Source organism: Pseudooceanicola marinus, assembly GCF_002786295.1.
GTDB lineage: Bacteria > Pseudomonadota > Alphaproteobacteria > Rhodobacterales > Rhodobacteraceae > Pseudooceanicola > Pseudooceanicola marinus.
The window spans coordinates 308,532-334,668 of record NZ_PGTC01000015.1 but is presented as its reverse complement, the minus strand read 5'-3'; the positions used below and the strand labels follow the sequence as shown (position 1 = coordinate 334,668).

Genomic DNA, 26,137 nt, shown 5'->3' with positions numbered 1-26,137 from the left:
GGCTTGCCAGCCCCGCCTGCATCCCGAGCGCCGAGGTGAAAATCAGAAAGTCCGGCTGGATATCCGACCGAGGCCACCGTCCCGGCGGTTACGCCGCCGACAATGAACGCCATGTTATCCGGCTCGAACCTCACCGCGAACTTCGCAGGGTCGCCGGGCGGAACGACAGGCCCGTTTATTCCTTCGCCCGCCCCGGCGGACGTCTGTAGAGCGCGGATCACACCGTTCGCGGTATTCTGGAACACGGTGAGGCGGTTGTTCACGTCGGATTGGATGGTGAAATATGGCGGGAACGGCTCATTGGTTCCGTACATTGCGCCGTCGAAAAACACCCAGACGCCGCCCGACAGGTCGAACCCCGACAGGTCCGAGTTGAAGAGCTCCGGGGCAGAGGTCACCGCGCTGCCTTCGGTAATGACCGGCGCCGTTCGAATAGGCGTAGCCGTGAGGTTCGCGGCCGCCATGTGGTAGCTGTACGCGCTCTGCTCACCCATAACCGAAAAGTAGACGGCGGTGGCACCAGCGGGCTTACCCACTGTCATGGAAAGCTCATTCCAACCGGGGTCGAGGTCGAAGTCTTGCTGCCCACCCGTGAACCCGGCACCATCGCTGAAAGGGCGGACAGCAACGGTCTGAGGCCCGTCGACGTGCGCCTCGAAAGAGTACGTGATCGGAGTGCCGTCCGGCACAGCAGTCACGTCGACGAACTGTCGCAGCTTTTGGTCCCCACCAGGCGGAATGTTGATCTTGGCGCAGGGCAGCCCCAGGCGGCTCAATATCCCTCCTGGCTCGACAGTGGCGCCATTGTTTTTAACCCACGCGGATTGGGTCATGTCCTCAGACCACCGGAGCGCGTTCGTGTACTCCCCCGTCAGAAACCACCGACGCTCCCCGGACCCGAAGTCCGCGAGACGCGGCACGTCCACTCCTCGTGGCAGATAGGCCCCGCCGGAGGTGCGCTCATAGCGCGTGCCTGCGGCCTCAAACGTGCCCATTTGCGAGAAGGACGCCGGGGCGCCGGCCCGCACGTAGCGGCCGGTTTCCGGCGACAGGTAGAGGTGCGCATTGCGGGCCTCGGGCACGCCCGAGATCCAGGAACTCGCCCGCCCAACAATAGCTGGAAGGGTAAGCCGGCTTTCCAACGTCAGGGGCATAAGATCACCCCCAAACAGCGGCCACTACGGCCGTGCTATCTTCCGAGACGCGACGCACCCGAAACGGCGGGACGAAGCCCACAGAGACACCATGGAAAGGCACCCAAGCGCCATCCTCGTTTCCGGCCGGCAGGACGACAAGATCGGCGCCAGCCGTCACGTCAGTGACGACCACCGCCTTTGCAATCGGCGCCAGATCCGACCCGTCGGACGGAGCAATTACACCCCCCTTGAGACCAAGGGTCGAAGAGGTGGCCGCCTCGTCAGAATAGGGATCATTCATAGGAAACACTCCTTGAGGGAACAGAACAGCAATGCCCGCGCAGGTCGCCCTAGACCTGCGCGGTCGATTTTCGCGCCGAAGTTAACCGGAAGTGCCCGGCCGAAGCCGCACACGCCCTCGGCTGGCACGTTCGGCAGCGGCAACAGCGGATGCGCGGCGGCGGTCCAGGAATGAGACCGCAACCCTTTGGGCCGAACCCGTCAGGCCGATCGCAGCACGAATTTCGCGGCGCCCCTTCGCATCTTGGCTGGCACCGCAGATTGCGAGAACGTCCAACGGGATCTTTGGATCCTCGACCACTGGCCGGCCAGCAATCGAGATCTGGCCCGTGCCTTCCTCGATCAAAACCTCGAGGCCGGGCCACGTCAGGCCCGCGCGCCGTAGGCACGCGCGCAGGCGGAAGAGGCTGTGTGTGCGGAATTGCTCCGGCATATGCTCGGCCGTGAGTGCGCCAAGAGCCGCGATCGAACCAACGCATTGAAGACAAGCCTGCATCAGAGATCCCCCACTTGTGCGAGAGGTTGGATGCGATCGAGAGGCACCCATGAAGGCGCCGGGACACGGCCATCGACGGCGCGCGGCTGCACTCGCACAAAGCGCGCGCCGGCCATATCCTCCGATCGGGCCACCACCGCGCCGCAAAGGGTCGTCACGCGGTCCCGCACCCACGCACCAAACTCGGGGCCCTGAATATCGCCGGCCACGGCGCGCGCATCTGCCGGATCCTCCACCAGACCAGCGCGCGCCCGAGCTTGCGAAAGCGTGACCAGCCGCACCGGACAAGGGGCGCTGATCCGCTTCGGCCAGTGATCGGCCGGAGCGGCAACGTGCAGGGCACCGGGCCGGACCTCCCCTCCGAAGCGCCAGCCCATGACCACGGAGACCAGATCCAGGCGAAAGGCGAGATCCTCATAGTCGATCCCCTCGAGACGCTGGCCGAGGCGGGCGGCGACAGCAACAGGAGAGACCAGAACAAAAGCCGGCATCCGCATCAAAGCCGCCGCCTCGATCGCCTCGGGCGCATCCATCACGCGGCGACCGATCTCGAAGGCGAGGCCAAGGGCCTCCTGATAGCGACCGCAGTTATGCGCCACATCGCGGGCGTGCCGCAGTTCCTCGATCGAGGGCAAAGAGCGCGTCATTCGTCGCCCCCCTTCTGCTCGCCTGCGGTCTCAGGATGCTCGGCCGCGAACGCCGCCACCTGCTCGATCGAGCCGCGAAGCTCCTCGGCCGCCTCGGCCATCTTCACCGCTGCTGCCTCAAGGCCATCCGCCACCGCCCCGACCGCAGCCAGAAAGGCCGGGTCAAAGCTCGGATTGATACGAAAGTCGTAAGTTGCTGCCGCCATGTCCTAGCACCCCATGTTGAAATCGGATGCGGAAAGACTGGCGCGGCAAACGTGCGCGAAACGTGCGCGCGCAAACTGGCGCGCAACTGGCGCACCATTTCCGGAAAGGCCCAGCAAATATTTGATTTTATGGGATTAAATCGGGAAATTCGTTTCCCTTAGCAGGGGAGCGCCTTCGACCACTCGGCCACGTCTCCGCCGACGCGTATATCCAAGCAAACCCGGAGAGTACAAGGCGAAAGTGCCGCGATTGGCAAAAAGTCCCGGGTGCCGAAAAGAGGGGCCGGCAGCAGTCGTAGGCAGGGGCCAGGGACAGACGCCAGGGGCCGGAAACGACGAAGCCGCCCCGGGGCGGGGCGGCTCGTGATATTGCAGGACCTGAGGGCGCGGACCGGTGGAGGTCCTCAGGTGTTGAAGAGGAAATGCAGGACGTCGCCGTCCTTCACCTCGTAGGCCTTGCCCTCGGCGCGCATCTTGCCCGCTTCCTTGGCGCCACTTTCGCCCTTGCAAGCGACGTAGTCGTCAAAGGCGATGGTCTCGGCCCGGATGAAGCCTTTCTCGAAATCACCGTGGATGACGCCGGCGGCCTGGGGCGCCAGGGTGCCCTGCCTGATCGTCCAGGCGCGCGCCTCCTTCGGACCGACGGTGAAGTAGGTTTCCAGGTGCAGCAGATCATAGCCGGCACGGATCAGACGGTCGAGACCAGCCTCTTCCAGCCCCATCTCACCCAGGAACATCTCCGCTTCCTCGGCGTCGAGCTGGGAGATCTCCTCCTCGATCCGGGCGGAGATCAGAACGGTGCCGGCGCCCTGGGCGGCGGCCATCTCTTCCACGGCCCTGGAGAAGGCGTTGCCTGCGGCCGCGTCTTCCTCGTTCACGTTGCAGACGTAGAGGACGGGCTTGGTGGTCAGCAACTGCAGGCCCTTCCAGGCCTTCAGGTCCTCGGCGTCCACCTCGACCACGCGGGCGGGCTTGCCGTCTTCCAGCGCGGCCTGGGCGGCGGCCAGCAGGCGGTCCTGCTGCTGCGCTTCCTTGTCGTTGCCCTTCAGCTTGCGCACCAGGTTGGCGCGGCGCTTCTCGATGCTTTCCAGGTCCGACAGCATCAGCTCGGTCTCGATCACCTCGGCATCGGCCACCGGGTCCACCCGACCGTCGACGTGGGTGATGTCGCCATCCTCGAAGCAGCGCAGCACATGGGCGATCGCATCGGTTTCGCGAATGTTGGCGAGGAACTGGTTGCCCAGGCCTTCGCCCTGGCTGGCCCCCTTCACCAGGCCCGCGATGTCGACGAAGGTCATCCGCGCGGGAATGATCTGTTTCGACCCGGCGATCTCGGCCAGCGTGTCCAGACGGCGGTCCGGCACGTTCACCTCGCCCACGTTCGGTTCGATCGTGCAGAAGGGGAAGTTGGCGGCCTGGGCCGCGGCGGTCTTGGTCAGCGCGTTGAACAGGGTCGACTTGCCGACGTTCGGCAGCCCCACGATGCCCATCCTGAAGCCCATGGCGTTACTCCAATCTAAGGTTCCTGCGCCTCATAAGACCCAAGGGGCTTTGTCGCAAGCCGATCCGTGATATGATGGGCCTTGTTGGGGCTCTCTCCGTTGCGGAGACGAGACCGGGATTTTTCAGATGTCCATTTACCTGTTCTTCAACGGCCAGGCGCGCAGCGCGTTGAATTTCTATGCCGAAGTGCTCGGCGGTGAGGTCGAGCATGTGCTGACCTATGCCGACATGCCGGAACCTCCGCCCCTGCCCCGGGAGAAGCATCACTGGCTGATGCACGGCCACATGACCTCCTCCTACGCCGAGATCATGGTCTCGGACCGGGACGGTCCCGAGGCGGCGGTCGACTACATGGGGTTCGCGATCGAGATCGACGACGAGGACCCCGGCATCGCCCATCACCTGTTCCTGCGGCTGTCGGACCGGGGCGAGGTGATCCTGCCCTTCGCCCCGAATTTCTGGGCCCAGGGGTTCGGCACCTGCCGGGATCGCTTCGGCGTGCCCTGGATGATCAACTGTGATCGCTGAGGCCGTCGATAAAGGCATGATAGCGGCGTGACGCGGAGTCTGCGGCGCGGCCACGTCACTGGCGACGCCGGAGGCCCGGCGGTCTTCGGAAATATGGGCCATCCCGGCGGCCAGGCGTTTCTGGGTGGTCCAGTCGGTGACCTTGCGGTTGTGGTGGCGTTCAGCCCGTCCGTGGGCCTCGACAGACCCATCAGCAGGTTGACCGGCTCGGACTGGCCGTTTCCTTCGACGCCCACCACGGCGACGGACTCGCCCTCCGTGCAACGTCAGGTCCAGAGGGCCCAGGCGGTGACCACCGTCCAAGGTCACGCACGTCGAGGATCAGCGCCCCCCTTGCGGCGCGCGGTCCGGCAGCCCCTGTTCCTGCGGGGCGAGCAGACCTTCGTGGTCTCCGCCTTGGAGGCCGTGCCGATGGAGGTGCTGCGCGACGCCTGACCGCCCGTCCCCACCGGGCACCGGCGCACATCATCCTGCCAAAGAAAGGGGCGGCCCCAGCGGAGTCGCCCCTTCCTGTTTCAGTTTGCCGCCGGATCAGTGCAGCGTGGCCTCGTCCGGCGTATCCCGCTCCGAGGTGCCGACGCGGTTGCCGATGATCAGCCCCTCGGCCCCGGCAGTGACCGGCACCACGGCGCCATCGCCGATCTCGCCGGCCAGCAGGGCCTCGGCCAGCGGATCCTGCAGCGCGCGCTGGATCACCCGTTTCAGCGGCCGGGCGCCGAACACCGGGTCGTAGCCCTCGTCGGCCAGCCACTTGCGGGCATCCGCGTCCAGTTCGAGCCGGATCTTCCGGCCGGCCAGGCGTTTCTCCAGCCGCGACAACTGAATATCCACGATGCCGCTCATGTCCTGCCGATGCAGGCGGTCGAAGACGATGATCTCGTCCAGCCGGTTCAGGAACTCGGGGCGGAAGTGCGCCCGCACCGCGTCCATCACGTCACGTTTGGCATCACCGCTGTCGGCGCCGTCGGGCAGCATCGACAGGGCCTGGGCGCCGAGGTTCGACGTCAGGATGATCAGCGTCTGCTTGAAGTCCACGGTACGGCCCTGACCATCGGTCAGCACACCGTCATCCAGCACCTGCAGCAGCACGTTGAACACGTCCGGATGCGCCTTCTCGACCTCGTCGAACAGCACCACCTGGTACGGGCGCCGCCGTACGGCCTCGGTCAGAACACCGCCCTCGTCATAACCGACGTAGCCCGGCGGGGCCCCGATCAGACGGGCGACGGAGTGTTTCTCCATGAACTCGCTCATGTCGATGCGCACCATGGCGTTGTCATCATCGAAGAGGAACTCGGCCACGGCCTTCGTCAGCTCCGTCTTGCCGACGCCGGTCGGCCCGAGGAACAGGAAGGACCCCAGCGGGCGGTTCTCATCGTTCAGACCGGCACGCGCCCGGCGGACGGCATTGGACACCGCCTTCACGGCTGCGTTCTGGCCGATGACCCGGTTGTGCAGGCCGTCTTCCATGCGCAGCAGCTTCTCGCGCTCGCCCTCCAGCATCTTGGCCATCGGGATGCCCGTCCAGCGTTCGACGACCGACGCGATCTGCTCGGGGCGCACGGCCTCTTCGACCATGACCTCACCCTCGGCTTCGGCGGCTTCCGCCTCGCCCAGCTGTTTTTCCAGCTGCGGGATCACGCCGTAGGACAGTTCCCCGGCCTTCGCCAGATCGCCCTGCCGCTTGGCAATGTCCAGATCGGCCCGGGCGCGGTCCAGCTGTTCCTTCAGCTCGCGCGCACCGGCCAGCTTGTCGCGTTCGGCCTGCCAGCGCGCGGTCAGCGCGTCGGCTTTCTCTTGCAGATCGCCCAGCTCCTTCTCCAGCGCCTCCAGCCGGTCCTTCGATGCAGCGTCGTCCTCTTTCTTCAGGGCCTCGGCCTCGATCTGAAGTTGCAGGATATGCCGATCGAGCTGGTCCAGTTCCTCGGGCTTGCTGTCCACTTCCATCCGCAGACGGCTGGCGGCCTCATCGACCAGGTCGATCGCCTTGTCGGGCAGGAACCGGTCGGTGATGTAGCGGTTCGACAGCGTCGCCGCGGCCACCAGGGCACTATCCGAGATCCGCACACCATGGTGCAGCTCGTATTTCTCCTTGATGCCCCGCAGGATCGAGATCGTGTCCTCGACCGTCGGCTCGTCCACCATGACGGGCTGGAACCGGCGGGCCAGGGCGGCGTCCTTCTCGACGTACTTGCGGTACTCGTCCAGCGTGGTGGCGCCGACGCAGTGCAGCTCCCCACGGGCCAGGGCAGGCTTGATGAGGTTGGCGGCATCCATGGCGCCATCGGTTTTGCCGGCGCCGACCAGGGTGTGCATCTCGTCGATGAACAGGATGATCTCGCCCGCGGCGGCCTCGATCTCCGACAGGATGGATTTCAGCCGTTCCTCGAACTCGCCCCGGTATTTCGCCCCGGCGATCAGCGCGCCCATGTCCAGCGCCAGCAGGCGCTTATTCTTCAGACTCTCGGGCACGTCGCCGTTGATGATGCGCAGGGCCAGGCCCTCGGCAATCGCGGTCTTACCCGTGCCGGGCTCACCGATCAGCACCGGGTTGTTCTTGGTCCGGCGCGACAGCACCTGCATGGCGCGGCGGATCTCGTCGTCGCGGCCGATGATCGGGTCGATCTTGCCTTCCTCGGCGGCCTTCGTCAGGTCGCGGGCATATTTCTCCAGCGCCTCGAAGGTGTCTTCGGCGCTGGCCGTATCGGCGGTGCGGCCCTTGCGGATCTCATTGATCGCGGCGTTCAGTTTCTGCGCACTCAGGCCGCCGGCCTCCAGCGCGGTCTTGGCACCGGATTTCACCAGCGCCAGCGCGGTCAGCAGCCGTTCGACGGGCACGAAACTGTCCTTGGCCTGCTTGGCGACCTTCTCGGCCTCCGACAGAACCTTGACGGTGGCATTGTCCATGTAGGTCTGGCCGGCATCGCCGCTGACCACCGGGATCTTCGACAGGGCCAGGTCACAGGCCTGGGTCACCGCCGCCGGGTCGCCGCCCGCCTTGCGGATGAGGTTGGCCGACAGCCCCTCGTCATCGTCCAGCAGTGCCTTGAGGATGTGTTCCGGGACCAGGCGCTGATGGCCTTCCCGAATGGCAATGGTCTGGGCCGCCTGGATGAACCCCCGCGACCGCTCCGTGAACTTCGACAAGTCCATGGCATTTCTCCTTTTCCCAAGCGTCCCGAGTCGTTTCGCACCCTCTTCGAGGCATGCACAGGTCCGGGACCTCACGAGAATGAGATGGGGATGCGTATGGCCTTGTTCAAGCGGGATTACGCCCATTCCGGCGCAAAAACGGAACCCGGCGCCCGCGCCCTTCGTTTCTTCTGCAAGCGCGCCGGATGTGGCGCCGGATGAAGGAGGCCCAGATGCCCAAGATGGAAAAGGACCAGCCCACCCCCGACTACCTGACCCGGATCGCCACGATCCGCTACAACCCAGCCTCGCGCGCCTTCGAGGCTGCGGTGGCGCTGCATGACGCGGGCGAGGTCTTCACCTACCCTGTCTCCCTGCGGGCCCCGATGGACGCGGATTATGAAACGGTGACGCGCAGCCTGGCCGAGATGGCCTGCCGCCATCACGCCCGGGGCCGGACGGAGTTTCGCGCTCAACGCCGTGAGCAGCTTCTCGATCATGTCCCGCCCAAGGTGCAGGCCGCGACGTCTGCCTTGTGGGATCGGCTGCTCAACCGCGCGGCCTGATCGCGGCGCGCGGTCGCGCTGCGGGCCCTGCATGGCTTGACCTGCGCCGCCCTCTGGCCCAACAGGGGGAAAATCGCGGAGACAGCCATGACCCAGACCCAGACGCCCGCCGACGACCGCCTGATCGTCGCCCTCGACGTGCCCAATGCCCTACAGGGGCTGGAACTGGCCAAGACAATCGGCGACGCGGTCTCCTTCTACAAGATCGGCCTCGGCATGCTGACCGGCGGCGGCATGGCCCTGGCCAACGAGCTGAAGCAGGAACATGGCAAGCGCATCTTCCTGGACATGAAGCTGTTCGACATCGGTCAGACGGTGGAGAACGCGGTGCGCGGCATCGCGCAGTTCGACCTCGATTTCCTGACCGTCCATGGGGACCCCCACGTGGTGCGTGCCGCCAAGCAGGGGGCCGCCGGCAGCAACCTGAAGATCCTGGGCGTCACCATCCTGACCTCGCTTGACCGCGCGGATCTGGACGACGGCATGATGGTCGCCGGGGATGTGCCCGACCTGGTGGTGGAACGCGCCGACCGCGCGCTGGAGGCGGGCGCCGACGGCATCATCTGCTCCCCCAACGAAGCGGCGGCGATCCGCGCCCTGCCCTCCTCCGACGGTCGGCTGATCGTGACCCCCGGCGTGCGCCCGGCGGGCAGTGCCTCGGATGACCAGAAACGCATCGCCACCCCGGCCTCCGCCGTGGCCGCCGGTGCCGATCACATGGTGGTCGGCCGCCCCGTCTGGCGCGCCGAGGATCCCCGGGCCGCGGCCCAGGCCATCGTCTCGGAACTGCGCGGGCTCTGAGTCCCCCCTACGGCCAGATGCGGTGGCGCCTCAGCCGAGGTCGCCCCGCCCCTGCCAGCCCAGATAGAGGCGCAGCCGGGCGCCCAGGGTGGGGATGTGCCGGGGGTGGGACAGGAAGGCCTCGGCACTCATCAACTGCCAGGCCTGCCCTTCATCGCCCAGCCTGAGGTCCGCCGCCCGCCCGGGGGCGAGATGGGCGGCAAAGAACCACACCTCCTGACCGCCGCTGCTTTCGTGCATGGCCCCGTAGTACAGATCACCGGGCACCAGATCCAGCGCCAGTTCCTCCTGCGCCTCGCGGATCACGCAATCCACCGCGCTTTCCCCCGGATCGCGACCACCGCCGGGCAGATCCCACATGGCGGGATAGGGGATGTCGGGCCGGTCGTCGCGCAGCAGCACGGCCATCTGGCCGCCGAAGAAGACCGCCGCCTTGGCCCCCGAGAAGGCCCTTGCGCGATCCAGCGCCGCCGCGGGAATGGCTGTTTCGCTCGTCATGGTGGCGGTCTATCATCTTCCCTCATCCCGTCCCAGCCGAGTCCGCCATGGATGTCCTCTGTCGCGATTGCCTGCACAGTTTCACCGCCAGCGCCTCGGGGCGGCTGCGCTGCCCGGCCTGCGGCTCGCCCCGTTGCCTGGGCCATGAGGAGCTGTTCTCGCTGTCCATCGCGCATATGGATTGCGACGCCTTCTATGCCTCGGTCGAGAAACGCGATGATCCCTCTCTCGCCGACAAGCCCGTGATCATCGGCGGCGGCAGGCGCGGCGTCGTATCGACCGCCTGCTACGTCGCCCGCATCCGCGGCGTCAGATCCGCCATGCCGATGTTCCAGGCGATGAAGCTCTGCCCGGACGCAGTGGTCATCCGCCCGCGCATGGCCCGCTACGTCGAGGTCTCGCGCCAGATCCGCGCGATGATGGAGGAGCTCACACCCGCGATCGAGCCGCTGTCGCTGGACGAGGCCTTCCTCGACCTGACCGGCACCGCCCGGCTGCATGGCACGCCGCCCGCCGTACAACTGGCGCGACTGGTCAAACGCATGCGCGACGAGCTGGGGGTGACCGGCTCCATCGGGCTGTCGCACAACAAGTTCCTGGCCAAGATCGCCTCGGATCTCGACAAGCCGCATGGCTTCGCGGTGATCGGCAAGGCGGAAACGATGGACTTCCTCGGCCCGAAACCCGTCAGCCTGATCTGGGGCGTGGGAGCGGCCGGCCAGGCCTCGCTGGACCGCGCCGGCATCCACACGATCGAGGATCTGCGACGCTGGGAGCATACGGACCTCGTGGCTCGTTTCGGCTCCATGGGCACGCGGCTATACCACCTGTCGCGCGGCGAGGACCGCCGCCGCGTGTCGCCGCATGCGCCGGTGAAATCCGTGTCGAACGAAACCACCTTCTTCGAGGACATCGGTGATCCGGATCTGCTGGACGGGCACCTCTGGCGGCTGGCCGAACAGGTCTCCGACCGGCTGAAGGCGAAGGAGATCGCGGGCCGGACCGTGGTGCTGAAGCTGAAGCGCGCCGATCACTCGCTTCTGACCCGCCGCACCGGGCTGCGTGACGGCACCCAGCTGGCCGACCGGATCTACCGCGAGGCGCGCGGGCTGTTCGACAAGCTGACCGACCGTGGCCCCTACCGGCTGATCGGCGTGGGCGTCACCGACCTGGGCCCTGCCGCCGATGCCGACCGCTCGGGCGACCTGCTGGACCCGGATGCAGGCCGCCGCACTGCCGCCGAACGCGCCTCGGACCAGATCCGCGCGCGATTCGGCAAGGATGCGATCCGCAAGGGCCGGGCGCTGCGCTAAGCGTAGGAGGTGGCGAAGGCTATTCGGCGGCCAGGGGCATGTCGCGCCGGCCCAGTTCCGCCAGATCCGCGATGACACTGCGAATTACCTCGGCGAAAGCGTCGAAATCCGCGCGCGGCTCGATCCGCGCCTCGTCCATGTAGAGCGCGCGGTCGATCTCCACCTGAACGGCATGGCGCCGCCGCGCCGGACGCCCGTAATGCTGCGCCACGTAGGCCCCGGCGAAGGGCGCGTTGCGGATCACCGTCAGCCCGGCGCCGACGAAAGCGCCCTCGATCCGGTCCACCAGCTGGCTGTCCGCCGAGGCGCCGAAGCGGTCGCCGATCACCACGTCGGGCCGCCGGCGCGAATTGCGCCGGATCGAATCAAGCGCCTCATGCGGCATGGAATGGCAATCGATCAGCACCGCCTCGCCAAACCCGCGATGCACCTCCGCCAGAAGGGTCTGCAAGGTGGCATGATAGGGGTGCCAGCAGCGATCCAGCCGCGCTTCGGCCTCCTGCAGGGAGATCTTGCCCTGATAGATCGGCCGCCCGCCCGCCACGACACGGGGAATCACTCCCAGACCGGAGGCGATGCGCGGATTATGCCCGCGCCGCCTGGCGCCTTCGACCAGGGCCGGGTCCAGTTCATCCGCGGAGCGGTTCAGGTCCACATAGGCCCGCGGCACCCGCGCGCACAGCAGCGCCGCCCCATAGTCTACCGCCGGCGTGAAGAGCCGGTCGACGAAGGCATCCTCCGAGCTGCGGATCATCCTGGCGTCCAGCCGGGTTCGCGCCATAAGGTCCGCCGGGTAGTCGCAGCCCGAATGGGGCGAGGCGAAAACCACGCTGGTCGTCAGCCTTTCGGGCCGGTACAGCGCGTAGGATGACGGGTGTTCGGACACGGGCGGGGCACCTCCTGGGCAATGCCGGGAATAGTAGCGCAAAAAAGGATTGCCAAAAGCCCCTTGATCCCCCCGCCGACTCCTTTTATAGGACGCGAACCGGCGCGGTTATCCGCGCTTCTTCTTTGTCAGAGCGGCCCGGAAATGGGTCGGACCGGACCGGGCAGAAGCAAAGATTTTCGAGCCAGTGTGGGCGATTAGCTCAGCGGTAGAGCACTTCGTTGACATCGAAGGGGTCACAAGTTCGATCCTTGTATCGCCCACCATTCTATTCATCGGGACGCCTCCGGGCCTCCCTGCACGAAACCTGGCGCTAGCCGCGCCGCGACATGAGGAGAGAGGCCATGAAGGTCAAGAACTCGCTCCGCTCGCTGAAGCAGCGCCACCGCGATTGCCGCGTCGTGCGCCGCAAGGGCCGCGTCTATGTGATCAACAAGACGCAGCGCCGCTTCAAAGCCCGCCAGGGCTGAGAGCTGCCAGAGCTTTACGCGAAAAGGGTCGCCTTCGGGCGGCCCTTTTTGCGTTCGGGAATCGCGCGCACGGCGACATCTTGCCGCCGCCCCTTTCGCGTCCCGCAGCCCAAGCCTACCCTGTCCCCATGACAGATGAAGAGATTTCCCGCCTGCGCGCCGCGCTGGCCGAGAGGGAGCCGGGCCCTTTTCATTTCCGCGACATCTGCGCGAGCTTCGATGAGATGTGGATCGGCGACAAGGTGAAGGCGGGCCACGCCTTCCTCGATGCCGTCCGCGCCGGACGCCTGCCCGGTGTCAGCGATACGGGCACCAAGAAAGGGGGCGGACGGCTGTACCTCTGGTCGCCGGACCGCGCGCACTAGCCGCGGACCGGCGAAGGGGTCAGTCGTATTTGCGCCGATCCTCGATCACCAGCCCGTCGTTGGGCAGGCTGCCCGGCGACAGGACCTCGATTCGCGCCTTCAGCTTCAGCAGGTCGGTGGCGCTGGCGGCAAAGGCGGCTTCGTCGCCGCCCTCGGCCTCCACCTGCAGGGTCATCACGTCCATCTCGCCTTCGCGGTCGGCCACGACACGGGCGCGGGTGACCTCCGGGTGGCGGGCGACGAAATCGGCCACCTGCTCGGGGCGCACGAACATGCCCTTGATCTTGGTGGTTTGGTCGGCGCGGCCCATCCAGCCCTTGATGCGCAGGTTGGTGCGCCCGCAGGGGCTGATGCCCGGCAGCACCGCCGACAGGTCGCCTGTGGCGAAGCGGATCAGCGGGTAGTCGGGGTTCAAGGTGGTCACCACCACCTCGCCGACCTCACCCGGGGCAACCGGCGTGCCGGTGCCCGGGGTGACGATTTCCACGATGACGCCTTCGTCGACGATCATCCCCTCCATCGCGTCGCTTTCGTAGGCGATATTGCCCAGGTCCGCGGTGGCATAGCATTGCAGGCAGGCGATGCCGCGCTCGGCGTATTCGGCGCGCAGAGACGGGAAAAGCGCCCCGCCCCCCACGGCGGCCTTGGTGATCCGCAGCTCCATCCCCTGCGCCTCGGCGCGGTCCAGGATGACCTTCAGGAAATCCGGCGTGCCGGCATAGGCGGTGACGCCCAGGTCATGGGCGGCGCGGGCCTGCAGGTCGGTCTGGCCGGTGCCGGCAGGCAGCACGGTGGCTCCCACGGCGCGGGCGCCGTTCTCGAACATCATGCCGGCGGGCGTCAGGTGATAGCCGAAGCAGTTCTGCACCAGATCGCCCCGACCGATGCCCGCCGCATGCAGGAAGCGGCCCATGCGCCACCAGTCGTGGCTGGCGCCCCCCGGTTCATAGATCGGCCCCGGGCTCTGGAAGACATGGGCAAAACCCGTCAGCGGCAGCGCCGTCAGCCCGCCCAGGGGCGCCCCGGCCCCCTGCCGCTTCACCAGGTCCGACTTGCGGATCACCGGCAGATCGGCCAGCGCCGCGACGCTTGTCACCGCCCCCGCCTCGACATCGACCAGCGCGGGCGCGGCGCCCGGCAGGGACTGCGCATTGGCCACCTGGCGCGGCAGGTCGCGGGCGATCGCGGCCTCGCGTTCGTCCGGGCTGCGGGTTTCGAGCGCATCGAAATGATGGGTACGGGAATGGCGGGTCATCATGCTCTCCGGGGCGAGAATCGGGATAGGGGCAGGCTCAGCTCAGCCAACGCTTGCGGCGCCGGTAGGAGCGCACATCGCGGAAGGACTTGCGGCCCTCGTCGGACATGCCGAGGTAAAACTCCTTCACGTCGGGGTTCTCCCGCAGGGCGGCGGCCTCGCCATCCATCACCACGCGTCCCGATTCCAGGATGTAGCCATAGTGGGCGAACCGCAGGGCAACGTTGGTGTTCTGCTCGGCCAGCAGGAAAGTGGCCCCCTGCTCCTCGTTCAGGCTTTTCACGATGCCGAAGATCTCCTCGACCAGCTGCGGCGCCAGGCCCATCGAGGGCTCATCCAGCAGGATCGTCTCGGGGCGCGACATCAGCGCCCGGCCGATGGCGATCATCTGCTGCTCCCCGCCGGAGGTATAGCCGGCCTGGGATTTGCGGCGCACCTTCAGGCGCGGGAAGTAGTTGTAGACCATCTCCAGGTCGGCCTCGATCTCCCCCTTGCCGGAGCGCGTGTAGGCGCCGGTCATCAGGTTCTCCTCCACCGTCAGGTGTTCAAAGCAATGGCGGCCTTCCATCACCTGGATCACGCCGGTCTTCACCAGGCTGGCTGGGTCCAGATCCTGAATGCGCTTGCCGCGATAGACGATCGACCCCTTGGTCACCTCGCCGCGCTCGCTGCCCAGAAGGTTCGATATGGCCTTCAGCGTGGTGGTCTTGCCGGCGCCGTTGCCGCCCAGCAGGGCGGTGATGCCGCCCTTAGGCACGGACAGGCTGACCCCTTTCAGCACGAGGATCACATGGTTGTAGATCACCTCGATATTGTTGACCTCCAGAAGCGTCTCGGCGGTCTTCGCGTCTTTCTGCATCGCGGTGTCCAGCATGGGCCCCTCCATCCGATGGCCGGAAAATTCACTCGTTCCGTGGCGTCACGGGGTGGGCGGCCCCCGCCTGGGGGACCGCCCGGATCTGTCGCGATTACTCGCAGCCCGGCGTGATGCCGTTTTCCTCGGCATAGGCCATGCTGTCGGCGGAGATCAGCGGATCGAGGACCGAACCGTCCGACGGGCCGTAGTCGGTGATCAGCGACCAGCTGCCGGCCTCCGCATCCCACTGCGCCACGGCGCCCAGGCCGTCGCCGCCATGATTGGAACAGGAGACGTTGAAGGTCGGGCCGAAGTTCGGCAGGCCGAGACCGGCCATCTTCTCCTCGGTCATCTCCAGGGCTTCCATGCCGTCGCGCATCATCGCGGGCGTGATCTGGGCGGTGCCGTGGATTTCCTGCGCGGTGCGCGCGGCCTCGGCGGCCAGCATCGCGGCATACATGCCGCGGTTGTAGAGCGCGGTGCCCAACTGATCGCCGGCCCCGGCGGCCATGCCCGCGTCGACCACGTATTCCTTCAGGTCGTCGTAGACGGGGTAATCCATCCCGAGGTTGTGGAAGGTCAGCGCCTTGTAGCCGTCGGCGCCATCACCGGCGGGCAACACGTCATTTTCAGACCCGGACCACCAGATGCCGATGAAGTTCTCCATCGGATAGCGGATGTTCACCGCTTCCTGGATGGCGACCTGGTTCATCACGCCCCAGCCCCACATGATCACGTTGTCCGGCTTCGCCCGGCGGATCTGGAGCCACTGGCTCTTCTGTTCCTGGCCCGGGTGATCCACGGGCAGCAGCAGCAGTTCATAGCCATGCTTCTCGGCCAGCTCCTCCAGCGTGCGGATCGGCTCCTTGCCGTAGGCGGAGTTGTGATAGACCAGCGCGATGGTCTTGCCGCTGATGTCGCCGTCATTCACGTCAAGGATGTGGTTGATGGCGTGGCTGGCGCCGTCCCAGTAGTTGGCCGGGTAGTTGAAGACCCAGCGGAAGACCTCTCCGTTCTTGGCGGAGGTGCGGCCATAGCCCATCGTGTGCATCGGGATGCCGTCAGCGGTGGCCTTGGGGATCAGCTGATAGGTGATGCCGGTCGACAGCGGCTGGTAGATCAGCGCGCCCTCGCCCTTGGTCGCCTCGTAGCACTCGACGCCCTTCTCGGTGTTATAGCCGGTCTCGCATTCGATGACCTCGATCATCTCGCCACCGATGCCGCCGTCACGCTCGTTCAGCAGGGTCAGGTAATCCTGGTAACCGTCCGAGAACGGGATGCCGTTCGCGGCATAGGGGCCGGTGCGGTAGCTCAGGTCCGGGAACACCAGCTCGGCGGCGGCCGGGCCCGCGATCACCCCTGCGGCCAGCAGGGCGGCACCCGCGACACTCATCTTCGTCTTCGCCATCTCAATCTCCTCCCTTGGAACGATGGTCCATCTGCCGGGGCTCCTCTGTCCCGGCGTCGCGACGCCTGCCTCTTCCGGGCTTGCGTCCTCGGCGCATGCAGGGCTCCTCTTCCCCGCAGCGCGCCGGTCAGGCCCGCCCTAGTGCGGGAAAGGCCAAAGTCTCAGCTTCTCCTTGGCGACGCGCCACAGCTGCGCCAGCCCGTGGGGTTCGGCCACCAGGAAGGTGACGATCAGGGCGCCCACGATCATGAATTCCAGATGCGCCGCCAGGTCCGTGGGCCAGCCCAGGCTGCCCACCAGCACGTTCTTCAGCAGCACCGGCAGCAGCACCAGGAAGGCCGCACCCATCAGGGACCCGCCGATCCGGCCCAGCCCGCCGATGATGATCATGAAGAGCACCAGGAAGGACTTGTTGATGCCGAAGGCCTCGCCCACCTCGACCGCGCCCAGGTAGACCGCGAAGAACAGCGCCCCGGCGATGCCGATGAAGAAGGAGCTGACCGCGAAGGCCGACAGTTTCGCCGACAGCGGGTTCACCCCGATGATCTCGGCGGCGATGTCCATGTCGCGGATGCCCATCCAGCTGCGCCCCATGGTGCCCCGCGTCAGGTTCCGCGCCACCACGGCGGCGAAGATCAGGAACAGCAGACAGAAGAGGTAGGTCACCCAGGCCTCGGCATTGGGGCCGGTGACGGCATAGCCCAGCACCTCGCGTTCCGGCGCGCTGATCTGGCCGGAGGCGGAGTAGTTGTAGAACCACGGCACCCGGTTGAAGAGCCAGACCAGGAAGAACTGCGCGGCCAGCGTGGCCACGGCCAGGTAGAAGCCCTTGATCCGCAGCGATGGCAGACCGAACAGCACGCCCACGCCCGCGGTGATGCCGCCGGCCAGCAGCACGTGAATGATGATCGACACCTCGGGGAAAGCCGTCATCAGTTTATAGGTGGCATAGGCGCCGACGGCCATGAAGCCGCCGGTGCCCAGCGAGACCTGCCCGCAGAAACCGACGAGGATGTTCAGCCCGATCGCCGCGATGGCGTAGATCAGGAAGGGCAGCGCCACGGCGTTGGCCCAGTAGTCGTTGATGAAGAAGGGCACCACCCCCAGAGCCAGCACCAGCACGACGCGCAGACCCACCCGGTCGAACCGGATCGGGAAGGTCTGGTTGTCAGCCTGGTAGCTGGTCTTGAAATCCCCGGCTTCGCGGTAAAGCATTGATCAGACCTCGGCTTTCGGTGCGATGCGCTGTGTCGGCGCGATACGGTTGCAAAGCCCGAGGTGGCAGGCGACGCCCACCAGGAACCCCAGGCCGGCCAGCAGGGCGGCGATCAGGACCTCCCCCCGTGCCAGCTCGACGAACAGCGCGATCAGGCCGAAGGTCCAGAAGGCGCCCCAGGCGACCACGTTGGAAATGGCCAGCAGCTTCATGCGTCCTCTCCCTTCATCGCCCAGGTGATGCGGCGCGCGGCCGTCAGGTAGGTCAGCCAGGCGGCGACCAGGCCGATCACGACGATCACGGCATTGATCAGGTGATGCTGCCCCTCCAGGTGCCCCGGGCGCGCGGCCCAGAAGACAAAGCCCCAGTAGGCGACCCAGAACGCGGTTGCGGCGACCAGGCGGATTCCCTTCACGTCTTTCATGTCAAATCTCCTCCATGATGCCCCCCGGCTCCTCTTTCCGGGGGCCCCGGCCCGACACCGCGACAAAGACGCGCAGCGACGGGATGGGGTCTTTACACTCTTTCGATAATCCGTTCGCCGAACAAGCCCTGAGGACGGAAGACGAGGAACAGAAGGGCCAGCACATAGGCGAACCAGTTCTCCGTCGCGCCGCCGACCAGCGGGCCGATGGCGAACTCGAACAGTTTCTCCCCCACCCCGATGATCAGACCGCCGACGATGGCGCCCGGGATCGACGTGAAGCCCCCCAGCATAAGAACCGGCAAAGCTTTCAGGGCGATGAGCGACAGCGAGAATTGCACGCCCGACTTGGTGCCCCACATGATTCCCGCGACCAGGGCGACGAAGCCCGCGATCGACCAGACCAGCACCCAGATGTAGTTCAGGCTGATGCCCACGCTCAGCGCGGCCTGGTGGTCATCGGCCACGGCGCGCAGGGCGCGGCCCTGCTTGGAATACTGGCTGAAGATGGTCAGCGCGATCACCAGCGCCGCGGCGATGCCGGTGGCCCAGAGGTCCAGGTTGTCGATGAAGAAGCCGTAACCGAAGATCTCGTAGGTGCTTTCGTCGATCCAGGTGTTGATGCCCTGGGGCAGACCCACGTCCAGCTTCTTGATGTCGGCGCCCCACATGATGTCGCCGACGCCTTCCATGAAATAGGCCAGCCCGATGGTCGCCATGAAGAGGATGATCGGCTCCTGCCCGACAAGGTGGCGGAAGATGAACCGGTTCACCGCCCAGGCGAGCGCGATCATCACCACGCCGGTCAGCACAATGGCGACCACCGCCGGCAGGTGCCAGCCGAAGTGATGGATCTCGGTCCCGAAGACCGCGTTGATCAGGTGGCTGAAGGGCACCTGCCCTTCCATGATCCCCACCAGGGTCAGCGCGGCAAACAGCGCCATCACCCCCTGGGCATAGTTGAAGATGCCGCTGGCCTTGTAGATCAGCACGAACCCCAGGGCGACGAGGGCGTAAAGCACGCCGGCCATCAGCCCGTTGAGGAAGACTTCCATTGCAAAGAGCAACTGATCGGGCATGGCTCAGACCTCCGGTTGCGCTGCGGGGCAGCAGGTGTTTTGGACGGGACGGCAGGCGGCGGTCAGGCGCGGCTTGGCCAGGAGGGGCTCAGTCACGACATCAGTCATGGGCCACCCCCAGGTAGGCGTCGATGACGTCCTGGTTGTTGCGCACCTCGTCGGGGGTGCCGTCGCCGATCTTCTTGCCGTAATCCATCACCACCACGCGGTCGGACAGGTCCATGACCACGCCCATGTCGTGTTCGATCAGGGCGATGGTCGTGCCGAACTCGTCATTCACGTCGAGGATGAAGCGGCTCATGTCCTCCTTCTCCTCCACGTTCATCCCGGCCATGGGTTCGTCCAGCAGCAGCAGCGACGGCTCCGCGGCCAGGGCGCGGGCCAGTTCCACCCGCTTTTTCAGACCGTAGGGCAGGCTGCCGACGGGCTTCTTGCGGATGTTCTGGATCTCCAGGAAGTCGATGATCTTCTCGACCTTCTCGCGGTTCTCGATCTCCTCGCGTTCGGCGCGGCCCTTCCACAGGGCCTGGGCCAGGACGCCCGCCTTCATGTGGTTCAGACGGCCGGTCATGACGTTGTCCAGCACCGACATGCCTTCAAACAGCGCGATGTTCTGGAAGGTCCGGGCGATGCCCTGGCGGGCCACCTCGTAGGGGCGCATCTTCGGACGCTTTTCGCCCAGGTAGAAAACATCGCCCTCCTGCGGATTGTAGAAGCCGCTGATGACGTTCAGCATAGAGGACTTGCCGGCCCCGTTCGGCCCGATGATCGCGCGGATCTCGCCCTTGCGGATGTCGAAGGAGATGTCCTTGATCGCCACCACGCCACCGAAGCGCAGGGTGATGTTCTTCATCTCCATCATCACCGCGCCGATCTGGCGCCCGTCGGCGGTGATCCAGCCACCGTCCTCGTTGTCACGCTCGTGACCAAGTACTTGTTCTGCCAGGCTCATTCCGCTGCCACCTTCTTGCTTGCCACCGGTTGCACCGCCGCATCGCACAGCGTCAGCGTGGCCGAGATATGGCCCTTGCGCCCGTCCTCATAGGTCACCTCGGTCCGGGTCGAGATCCTGTCCGTCCCGTCGTAGAGCGCCGTGATCAGGTCGTGGAACTTCTCCTCGATGACCTTGCGGCGCACCTTGCGGGTGCGGGTCATTTCGCCGTCATCGGCATCCAGTTCCTTGTGCAGGATCAGGAAGCGGTGGATCTGGCAGCCCGAGAGCATCTCGTCCTCGGCGACACTGCGGTTCACCGCCTCGACATGCTCGCGCACCGTTTCCAGAACCTGGGGATGCCCCGCCAGTTCCTGATAGCTGGAATAGGCGATGTTGTTGCGCTCGGCCCAGTTGCCCACGGCCGTGAGGTCGATGTTGATGAAGGCGGTGCACATCTCGCGGCCATTGCCGAAGACGACGGCCTCCAGGATGTTGGGGTAGAACTTCAGCTTGTTCTCGACGTACTTCGGCGCGAACAGGCTGCCATCGGCCATCTTGCCCACGTCCTTGGCGCGGTCGATGATCCGCAGGTGCCCGCTGCCCTCTTCTATGAAGCCCGCATCGCCGGTGGCCACCCACCCTTCGGCATCCTTGGTCGAGGCGGTGCTATCGGCGTTCTTGTAGTAGCTCTGGAAGACGCCGGGGCTGCGATAGAAGACCTCGCCGCTCTCGGCGATCTTCAGCTCCACCCCAGGAGAGGCCACGCCCACGGTATCGGAGCGCACCTCGCCATCGGGTTGCTGGGTGATGAAAACGCTGGCCTCGGTCTGGCCGTAAAGCTGTTTCAGGTTGATGCCCAGCGAGCGGTAGAAATCGAAGATCTCCGGCCCGATCGCCTCACCGGCGGTATAACCCACGCGGACACGGCCCAAGCCCAGGGTGTCCTTCAGCGGGCCGTAGATCAGGAACTCCCCCAGGCGGTACTTCAGCCGGTCCATGCCGCCCACGGGGCGCCCGTCCAGCAGGTCGCCCCCCACCTTGCGGGCATGGGCCATGAAACGGTCGAACAGCCATTTCTTCAGCCGCCCGGCATCCTCCATGCGGATCATCACGTTGGTCAACTGTGTCTCGAAGATGCGCGGCGGGGCGAAGTAGTAGCTCGGCCCGATCTCGCGCAGGTCGGTGGCCAGGGTCTCCACGCTTTCGGGACAGTTGACGCAGAAGCCGGTCCAGTAGGCCTGCCCGATGGAGAAGATGAAATCGCCGACCCAGGCCATGGGCAGGTAGGCCAGGACCTCCTCCCCCGCGCCCAGCTTGTCGAACTCGGCCGAGTTCTTCGAGGTCTCGATGATGTTGCGGTTCGACAGCACCACGCCCTTGGGCTTGCCGGTGGTGCCGGAGGTGTAGAGCATGACGCAGATGTCGTCATAGGTGATGGCAGCGGCGCGCCGGTCCAGCTCCGGCGTCAGCTCATCGCGCAGGGCATGGCCCTGTTCCTGCACATGGGTGAATTCGTGCAGATGGGTGTGATCGTATTTCCGCATGCCACGCGGGTCGAGATAGATGATGTGCTCCAGCGCGGGCAGTTGCGCCTTCACTTCCAGCACCTTGTCGACCTGTTCCTGGTCCTCGGCGATCACCACCCGGGCGCCGCAGTGGTCCAGCACATAGGCCATCTCCTCGGCGGCGCTGTCGTTGTAGACGGGCACCGGCACGGCCCCGACCATCTGCGCCGCCGGAATGGACCAGTAGAGGTGCGGCCGGTTGGCACCGATGATGGCGACGAACTCGCCCGGCCCCACCCCGAGGTTCAGAAGACCCCGCGCCAGGTTGCGGATCTCGGTCCGCGTCTCGGCCCAGCTCCAGCTTTGCCAGATGCCGAATTCCTTTTCGCGATAGGCCGTTCTGTCCGGCCAGGCTTGTGCATTCCGGTCCAGCAGGGCGGGCACGGATGTGACCGGCCCGCCCGCGTCGCGCGAGAGTTCTCCCACGATGTTCTCCTCCCTTGGGTCCGGTCCTCCCCGACCGGGCAACCGCCCTCATCAAGGCGGGTCATCGGGGTCATCCCCCGGGGCATCCGACCCGGACGCTCCTGACAAGTCAAACTTTGCTGCGAAGTTTTGCCGCATCATTTCCGGATCCTTTCGAATTGTTACAGGTGCCGCAGGCGCGAAATCCACGCTGCAACTGCAAAGCGAACCCCTTCCTCGAAGGCCCGTTTCCCGGTAGGTCTGACCCGGGGAGTGGAGGAATTATGCCGAGCCATCAGGCACGTACCGACCGGATGACCATGGCCGGGCTGAACATGATTCAGCAGGCGCTGTCGATCTACGACCAGGATCTGCGGCTGGTGCAGTGCAACCGGCGCTTCCGGTCGATGTTCGATCTGCCCGCCGAACTGACCCGCCCCGGCGCGGGTTTCGAGGACACGATCCGGTTCTTATGCGAATCCGGCGAATACGGCCCCATCGACGACCTGGAGGAGGCGATCCGCGTGCGGGTCGAAAAGGCCCTGGCGTTCGAGCCGCATTACCTGGAACGCCCCCGCGCCAACGGCCGCGTGATCTCGGTCGAGGGGGCGCCCCTGCCCGAGGGCGGCTGGGTCACCGTCTACACCGACATCACCGAGACCAAGCGCCAGGAACGCCTGCTGCGCGCCCGCTCGGCCGAGCTGTCGGCGGAACTTCTGACCCGCGCGGAGGAGCTGGCGGCCACCAACCGCGCGCTTCAGGCCACCAACTCGGCCCTCGAAGAGGCCAAGCGCGAGCTGACGGAGATGGAGGCGCGCACCCGGCTGACCACCGAGATGCTGCCCGCCCACGTGGCCCATGTGAACCCGGACCGGATCTACACCTATTCCAACCGCCGCCTCAGCCGGATCATGCCGGGGCGCCCGGCGCATATCGTGGGGCTGCACATTGCCGATGTGCTGGGACGGCAGGCCTACGAGGCGGTGCGCCCCTACCTCGATGCCGCCTTGGCGGGGCAGCCGGGTACTTTCGAGTTCACCGATGAGGCCAGTTCGCGCCGCATCCGCACCGCGCTGACCCCCAACGGGGCCGACGGGGCCTACATCATGTCGATGGACGTGACCGAGGAAACCCAGACCCGTGCGGCGCTGACCCAGACCCGGCGGCGGGAACTGGCGGCGCAGATGACCTCGGGGATGGCGCATGATTTCTCCAACCTGCTGACCATCATCCTCGGCCTGCAATCCCAGCTGTCGCGCATGGACCTGCCAGAGCCCGCCCAGGGCCTGGTTGGCGCCACCCTGGCGGCGGCGAAACGCGGCGGGCGCCTGCTGGACCGGATCGCCGATACCACCAGCGGGCGCGATCACACCCCCGGCCCCGTCGTCTGGTCCGACTTCCTGCGCGACTTCGCCACCCTGGCACGCTCGGCCCTGACCGAGGACATCGCGCTGGTGCTCGACGATGACCTGGGCGCGCGCCGGTTGTGGCTGGACAGCGGGCTTTTGCAGGACAGCCTACTGAACCTCGTGCTGAACGCCCGCGACGCCCTGGCCGGCCAGCCGGGCGAGATCCGCCTCGAAAGCCGCTGCCTGAAGGACACCTGGCTGGAGATCACCGTCTCGGACACCGGCCCCGGCTTCACCGACAAGGCGCTGGACAAGGCGCTGACCCCCTTCTTCACCACCAAGGGCGCCGAGGGGTCGGGGCTGGGCCTGTCGATGGTCTACGACATGACGCAGCGCGCCGGCGGGCGGATGCGCCTGGCCAATGCGGGCGGCGCGCAGGTCACGCTGGACCTGCCGTGGCGGGAGGCGCCGCAGCCGGTGACGCCGGGCCTCGCGCTGCTGGTCGAGGACAGCCCCGAGCTGCGCCGTTCGATCCGCGACATGCTGGTCGCCATGGGCTATTCGGTGATCGAGGCCAGCGCGGCGGAGGAGGCCCGCGCCATCGCCCATGACCTACCGGATCTTGTGATGATCCTGTCGGACCTGACGCTGGAAGGCGGATCGACCGGGCTGGACCTGCTGGAGGCCCTGCCCGAGGCACCGCTACAAGACCGGCCGCCGCTGTTCTTCATGACCTCGCTGCGCCCCGACCACCCGCTGCACCGTCGCGCCGCCGCCCGCGCGCCGGTGCTGCAGAAACCCTTCGACCAGGAGGCCCTCACCGGCTTCCTCTCTCTGGGAGGAGAGCCATGACCGCGCCCCTGATCGCCATCCTTGATGACGAACCGGACATCCGGACCATCCTGTCCTCGGCGCTGGAGGAGGCGGGGTTCCGCAGCCAGGCCTTCGGTCGCGCGACCGAGTTCGAGGCGGCCCTGCGCCACATGACGCCGGACCTGTGCCTGGTGGACCTGTCGCTGCCCGACCGCGACGGGCTGACCCTGGTGCACCGGCTGGCGCTGGAAAAGGGCGCGACGGTCATCATCATCTCGGGGCGCGCCCAGGTGCAGGACCGGGTGACCGGGCTGGAACTGGGCGCGGATGACTACATCATCAAGCCCTTCGATCCGGCGGAGGTGGTGGCCCGCGTCCGCGCCCGCCTGCGCCGCGACCGTCCCGGCGCCGGCGAGGCCAGCCAGACGGCGCGTTTCGCCGGCTGGACCGCCCATTTCGACCGGTTCACGCTGGAAGATGCCGAAGGCGCCGAGACGCCGTTCAGCCAGGCCGAAGGCGAGGTGCTGCGCCTCTTCCTCGACCGCCCGAAACGGCTGGTCAGCCGGGCGACGATGCAGGAGGTGCTGGGGGGCGCGGCCGGCGAAAGCTTTGACCGGGCGATGGACGTGCGCATTTCGCGGCTGCGCACCAAGCTACGCGAGGATCCGAAGAACCCGCGCCTGATCAAGACGATCTACGGCGCGGGCTACATCTTCCTCGGTGACGTGACCTGGGACTAGGCGGTCAGGCCCGGATCAGACGAGGATCAGGCCAGAGTCACGCCAGTCGCGTCGCGGCTTCGGCCAGCACCTTCAGCCCAGCGACCAGGTCCGCTTCGTCGGTATCCTCGGCAAAGGCATGGCTGATGCCGCCTATCGAGGGCACGAACAGCATTGCCACGGGCATCAGACGACCCACACTGGCCGCGTCATGCAGGGCGCCCGACTGCATCTTGCGCCAGCGGCCCGGCACCTGGTCCTCGGCGGCCCCTTCCAGCGCGGCACGTAGGGAGGCGTCCATCGGCACCGGCTCCAGCCCCAGCATGTCCGAGGTCGACAGGGTCATGCCGGTCTCCTCCGCCACTTCGGCAGCGGCGGTGCGGATGATCTCCGCCATCCGGTCCAGACGGTCCTTGTCACCGTCGCGCCACTGCATGGAGAAGCTGCAACGCCCCGGCACGATGGAATGCGATCCGGGGTGCAGTTCCACGTCGCCGGTGGTCCAGACGGTCTGCGGCGTGACCACGTTGCGAAATCGCTCTGCGATCAGCGCCTGGAAGCGCAGCATGGCCTGGAAGGCGTCCTTGCGACGGTGCATCGGCGTGGTGCCGGCGTGGTTCTGTTCCCCCTCGAAGGTCATGGTCATGTCGCGGATGCCCACGATGTCGCTGACCACGCCCACGGCCTCCCCTGCCTCGTACAACCAGGGGCCCTGTTCGATGTGGCATTCCAGGAAGCCGGTGAACCGGGTGGGATCCACCGGGCCCGTCACCATGTCAGCCATCCGCGCGCGCGCCTCGTCAAAGGACACGCCGTCACGGTCGACCAGCTGATCCGCTTCCTCCAGCGAGGTATTCCCCGACCAGACCCGGCTGCCCGTGGTCACGCCGAAGCGACCCTCCTCGTCCTGGAAAGAGACGGTGGAGATCGGCACCCCGGCGGCGGCGCCCGCGCGGGCCAGTTCCAGCCCGCAGATCACCCCAAGCGCCCCGTCCAGCCAGCCGCCCTCGGGCTGGCTGTCGGAATGGCTGCCCACCAGCAGCGAGCGGCCCGGCGCCAGGCCGAAGACCGACCCGCAGGGATCCACCGCGACCTCCAGCCCGGCGTCGGCATATTGCTGGGCCAGCCATCGGCGCGCGGCGATGTCGGGATCGGAATAGGCCGGACGCACGACACCCTTGCCGACACCGGCCGCGCCGAAGCTGCGCAGGGTGTGCAGGTCTGCCAGAAATCGCTCCGGGTTCACGGGAATCATGGGGGGCCTCCT

At 66.6% G+C, this 26,137-nt stretch carries 26 protein-coding genes and 1 tRNA gene; 9 read left to right on the top strand and 18 right to left on the bottom strand.

What is annotated here, in order from left to right; all coding sequences use genetic code 11:
- From CVM50_RS10900 to ychF, 5 genes are all read right to left on the bottom strand, one after another.
- The coding region (locus tag CVM50_RS10900) for a phage head spike fiber domain-containing protein (protein ID WP_232618221.1) at positions 1-1,082 on the bottom strand (1,082 nt) is incomplete at its 3' end.
- A 76-nt stretch (positions 1,083-1,158) separates the two neighbouring features.
- A complete protein-coding gene (locus CVM50_RS10895; protein ID WP_085888970.1) occupies positions 1,159-1,437 on the bottom strand; it encodes a spike base protein, RCAP_Rcc01079 family in 279 nt (92 codons plus the stop codon).
- 494 nt (positions 1,438-1,931) lie between these two features.
- Positions 1,932-2,579, bottom strand: a complete 648-nt coding sequence (locus tag CVM50_RS10885) for a hypothetical protein (RefSeq protein WP_085888972.1) — start codon at positions 2,577-2,579, stop codon at positions 1,932-1,934.
- A complete protein-coding gene (locus CVM50_RS10880; RefSeq protein WP_085888973.1) occupies positions 2,576-2,785 on the bottom strand; it encodes a hypothetical protein in 210 nt (69 codons plus the stop codon). Before CVM50_RS10880 ends, CVM50_RS10885 begins: the two co-directional genes overlap by 4 nt.
- A gap of 404 nt (positions 2,786-3,189) precedes the next feature.
- A complete protein-coding gene (gene ychF / locus CVM50_RS10875; RefSeq protein WP_085888974.1) occupies positions 3,190-4,287 on the bottom strand; it encodes a redox-regulated ATPase YchF in 1,098 nt (365 codons plus the stop codon).
- A gap of 127 nt (positions 4,288-4,414) precedes the next feature.
- Here ychF and CVM50_RS10870 point away from each other — a divergent pair, with 127 nt between their 5' ends.
- On the top strand, positions 4,415-4,816 hold the full coding sequence (locus CVM50_RS10870) for a VOC family protein (RefSeq protein ID WP_085888975.1): 402 nt from the start codon (positions 4,415-4,417) through the stop codon (positions 4,814-4,816).
- Between the two features lie 531 nt (positions 4,817-5,347).
- On the opposite strand, the gene clpB is transcribed toward CVM50_RS10870, so the two are convergent.
- On the bottom strand, positions 5,348-7,969 hold the full coding sequence (gene clpB / locus CVM50_RS10860; protein WP_085888977.1) for an ATP-dependent chaperone ClpB: 2,622 nt from the start codon (positions 7,967-7,969) through the stop codon (positions 5,348-5,350).
- A gap of 212 nt (positions 7,970-8,181) precedes the next feature.
- On the opposite strand from clpB, the gene CVM50_RS10855 reads away from it, so the two are divergent.
- Positions 8,182-8,514: a hypothetical protein gene (locus CVM50_RS10855; protein WP_143515625.1), complete on the top strand. Its 333-nt coding sequence runs from the start codon at positions 8,182-8,184 to the stop codon at positions 8,512-8,514.
- An 87-nt stretch (positions 8,515-8,601) separates the two neighbouring features.
- A complete protein-coding gene (gene pyrF, locus CVM50_RS10850; protein WP_085888979.1) occupies positions 8,602-9,315 on the top strand; it encodes an orotidine-5'-phosphate decarboxylase in 714 nt (237 codons plus the stop codon).
- A 30-nt stretch (positions 9,316-9,345) separates the two neighbouring features.
- Here the strand turns inward: pyrF and CVM50_RS10845 are convergent, their stop codons facing one another.
- Complete coding sequence (locus CVM50_RS10845) at positions 9,346-9,813, bottom strand: NUDIX domain-containing protein (RefSeq protein WP_085888980.1); 468 nt, start codon at positions 9,811-9,813, stop codon at positions 9,346-9,348.
- A 47-nt stretch (positions 9,814-9,860) separates the two neighbouring features.
- On the opposite strand from CVM50_RS10845, the gene CVM50_RS10840 reads away from it, so the two are divergent.
- The gene (locus CVM50_RS10840; RefSeq protein WP_085888981.1) at positions 9,861-11,126 is read left to right on the top strand and encodes a DNA polymerase IV; all 1,266 of its coding nucleotides are present in this window, start codon (positions 9,861-9,863) and stop codon (positions 11,124-11,126) included.
- Between the two features lie 19 nt (positions 11,127-11,145).
- Here CVM50_RS10840 and CVM50_RS10835 read toward each other — a convergent pair whose 3' ends face one another.
- Positions 11,146-12,012: an N-formylglutamate amidohydrolase gene (locus CVM50_RS10835; RefSeq protein ID WP_085888982.1), complete on the bottom strand. Its 867-nt coding sequence runs from the start codon at positions 12,010-12,012 to the stop codon at positions 11,146-11,148.
- A gap of 191 nt (positions 12,013-12,203) precedes the next feature.
- On the opposite strand from CVM50_RS10835, the gene CVM50_RS10830 reads away from it, so the two are divergent.
- The 3 genes from CVM50_RS10830 (at position 12,204) to CVM50_RS10820 (ending at position 12,847) form a co-directional block, all read left to right on the top strand.
- Positions 12,204-12,278 (top strand) — tRNA-Val (locus CVM50_RS10830).
- Positions 12,279-12,356: 78 nt separating this feature from the next.
- Entirely contained in the window at positions 12,357-12,482 is a 126-nt protein-coding gene (ykgO, locus tag CVM50_RS10825) for a type B 50S ribosomal protein L36 (RefSeq protein ID WP_012177066.1), read from the top strand.
- A gap of 128 nt (positions 12,483-12,610) precedes the next feature.
- Positions 12,611-12,847 carry a hypothetical protein gene (locus CVM50_RS10820; protein WP_085888983.1) on the top strand — a complete coding sequence of 79 codons (237 nt, stop codon included), beginning with the start codon at positions 12,611-12,613 and terminating at the stop codon, positions 12,845-12,847.
- Between the two features lie 19 nt (positions 12,848-12,866).
- Here CVM50_RS10820 and CVM50_RS10815 read toward each other — a convergent pair whose 3' ends face one another.
- From CVM50_RS10815 to CVM50_RS10775, 9 genes are all read right to left on the bottom strand, one after another.
- Positions 12,867-14,102, bottom strand: coding sequence for a phenylacetate--CoA ligase family protein (locus CVM50_RS10815; RefSeq protein ID WP_085888984.1), 1,236 nt, complete (start codon positions 14,100-14,102; stop codon positions 12,867-12,869).
- A 37-nt stretch (positions 14,103-14,139) separates the two neighbouring features.
- Positions 14,140-14,976 carry an ABC transporter ATP-binding protein gene (locus tag CVM50_RS10810; RefSeq protein ID WP_085889263.1) on the bottom strand — a complete coding sequence of 279 codons (837 nt, stop codon included), beginning with the start codon at positions 14,974-14,976 and terminating at the stop codon, positions 14,140-14,142.
- 94 nt (positions 14,977-15,070) lie between these two features.
- Positions 15,071-16,366 carry an ABC transporter substrate-binding protein gene (locus CVM50_RS10805; protein WP_085888985.1) on the bottom strand — a complete coding sequence of 432 codons (1,296 nt, stop codon included), beginning with the start codon at positions 16,364-16,366 and terminating at the stop codon, positions 15,071-15,073.
- Positions 16,367-16,504: 138 nt separating this feature from the next.
- Positions 16,505-17,581, bottom strand: coding sequence for a branched-chain amino acid ABC transporter permease (locus CVM50_RS10800; RefSeq protein WP_085888986.1), 1,077 nt, complete (start codon positions 17,579-17,581; stop codon positions 16,505-16,507).
- A 3-nt stretch (positions 17,582-17,584) separates the two neighbouring features.
- Positions 17,585-17,794, bottom strand: coding sequence for a hypothetical protein (locus CVM50_RS10795; protein ID WP_085888987.1), 210 nt, complete (start codon positions 17,792-17,794; stop codon positions 17,585-17,587).
- Positions 17,791-18,006, bottom strand: coding sequence for a hypothetical protein (locus CVM50_RS10790; protein WP_085888988.1), 216 nt, complete (start codon positions 18,004-18,006; stop codon positions 17,791-17,793). The genes CVM50_RS10795 and CVM50_RS10790 overlap by 4 nt, the downstream gene beginning before the upstream one ends.
- 92 nt (positions 18,007-18,098) lie before the next feature.
- A complete protein-coding gene (locus CVM50_RS10785; protein WP_085888989.1) occupies positions 18,099-19,085 on the bottom strand; it encodes a branched-chain amino acid ABC transporter permease in 987 nt (328 codons plus the stop codon).
- 100 nt (positions 19,086-19,185) lie between these two features.
- Positions 19,186-20,037, bottom strand: coding sequence for an ABC transporter ATP-binding protein (locus CVM50_RS10780; protein ID WP_085888990.1), 852 nt, complete (start codon positions 20,035-20,037; stop codon positions 19,186-19,188).
- Positions 20,034-22,010 (bottom strand): AMP-binding protein, encoded by a 1,977-nt coding sequence (locus CVM50_RS10775; RefSeq protein ID WP_085888991.1) that lies wholly within the window; start codon positions 22,008-22,010, stop codon positions 20,034-20,036. The genes CVM50_RS10780 and CVM50_RS10775 overlap by 4 nt, the downstream gene beginning before the upstream one ends.
- A 263-nt stretch (positions 22,011-22,273) precedes the next feature.
- Here CVM50_RS10775 and CVM50_RS10770 point away from each other — a divergent pair, with 263 nt between their 5' ends.
- On the top strand, positions 22,274-24,190 hold the full coding sequence (locus CVM50_RS10770; protein ID WP_232618220.1) for a PAS-domain containing protein: 1,917 nt from the start codon (positions 22,274-22,276) through the stop codon (positions 24,188-24,190).
- Entirely contained in the window at positions 24,187-24,891 is a 705-nt protein-coding gene (locus CVM50_RS10765) for a response regulator transcription factor (RefSeq protein ID WP_085888993.1), read from the top strand. Before CVM50_RS10770 ends, CVM50_RS10765 begins: the two co-directional genes overlap by 4 nt.
- A gap of 37 nt (positions 24,892-24,928) precedes the next feature.
- On the opposite strand, the gene CVM50_RS10760 is transcribed toward CVM50_RS10765, so the two are convergent.
- The gene (locus tag CVM50_RS10760) at positions 24,929-26,125 is read right to left on the bottom strand and encodes a hydantoinase/carbamoylase family amidase (RefSeq protein WP_085888994.1); all 1,197 of its coding nucleotides are present in this window, start codon (positions 26,123-26,125) and stop codon (positions 24,929-24,931) included.
- Positions 26,126-26,137 lie beyond the last annotated feature (12 nt).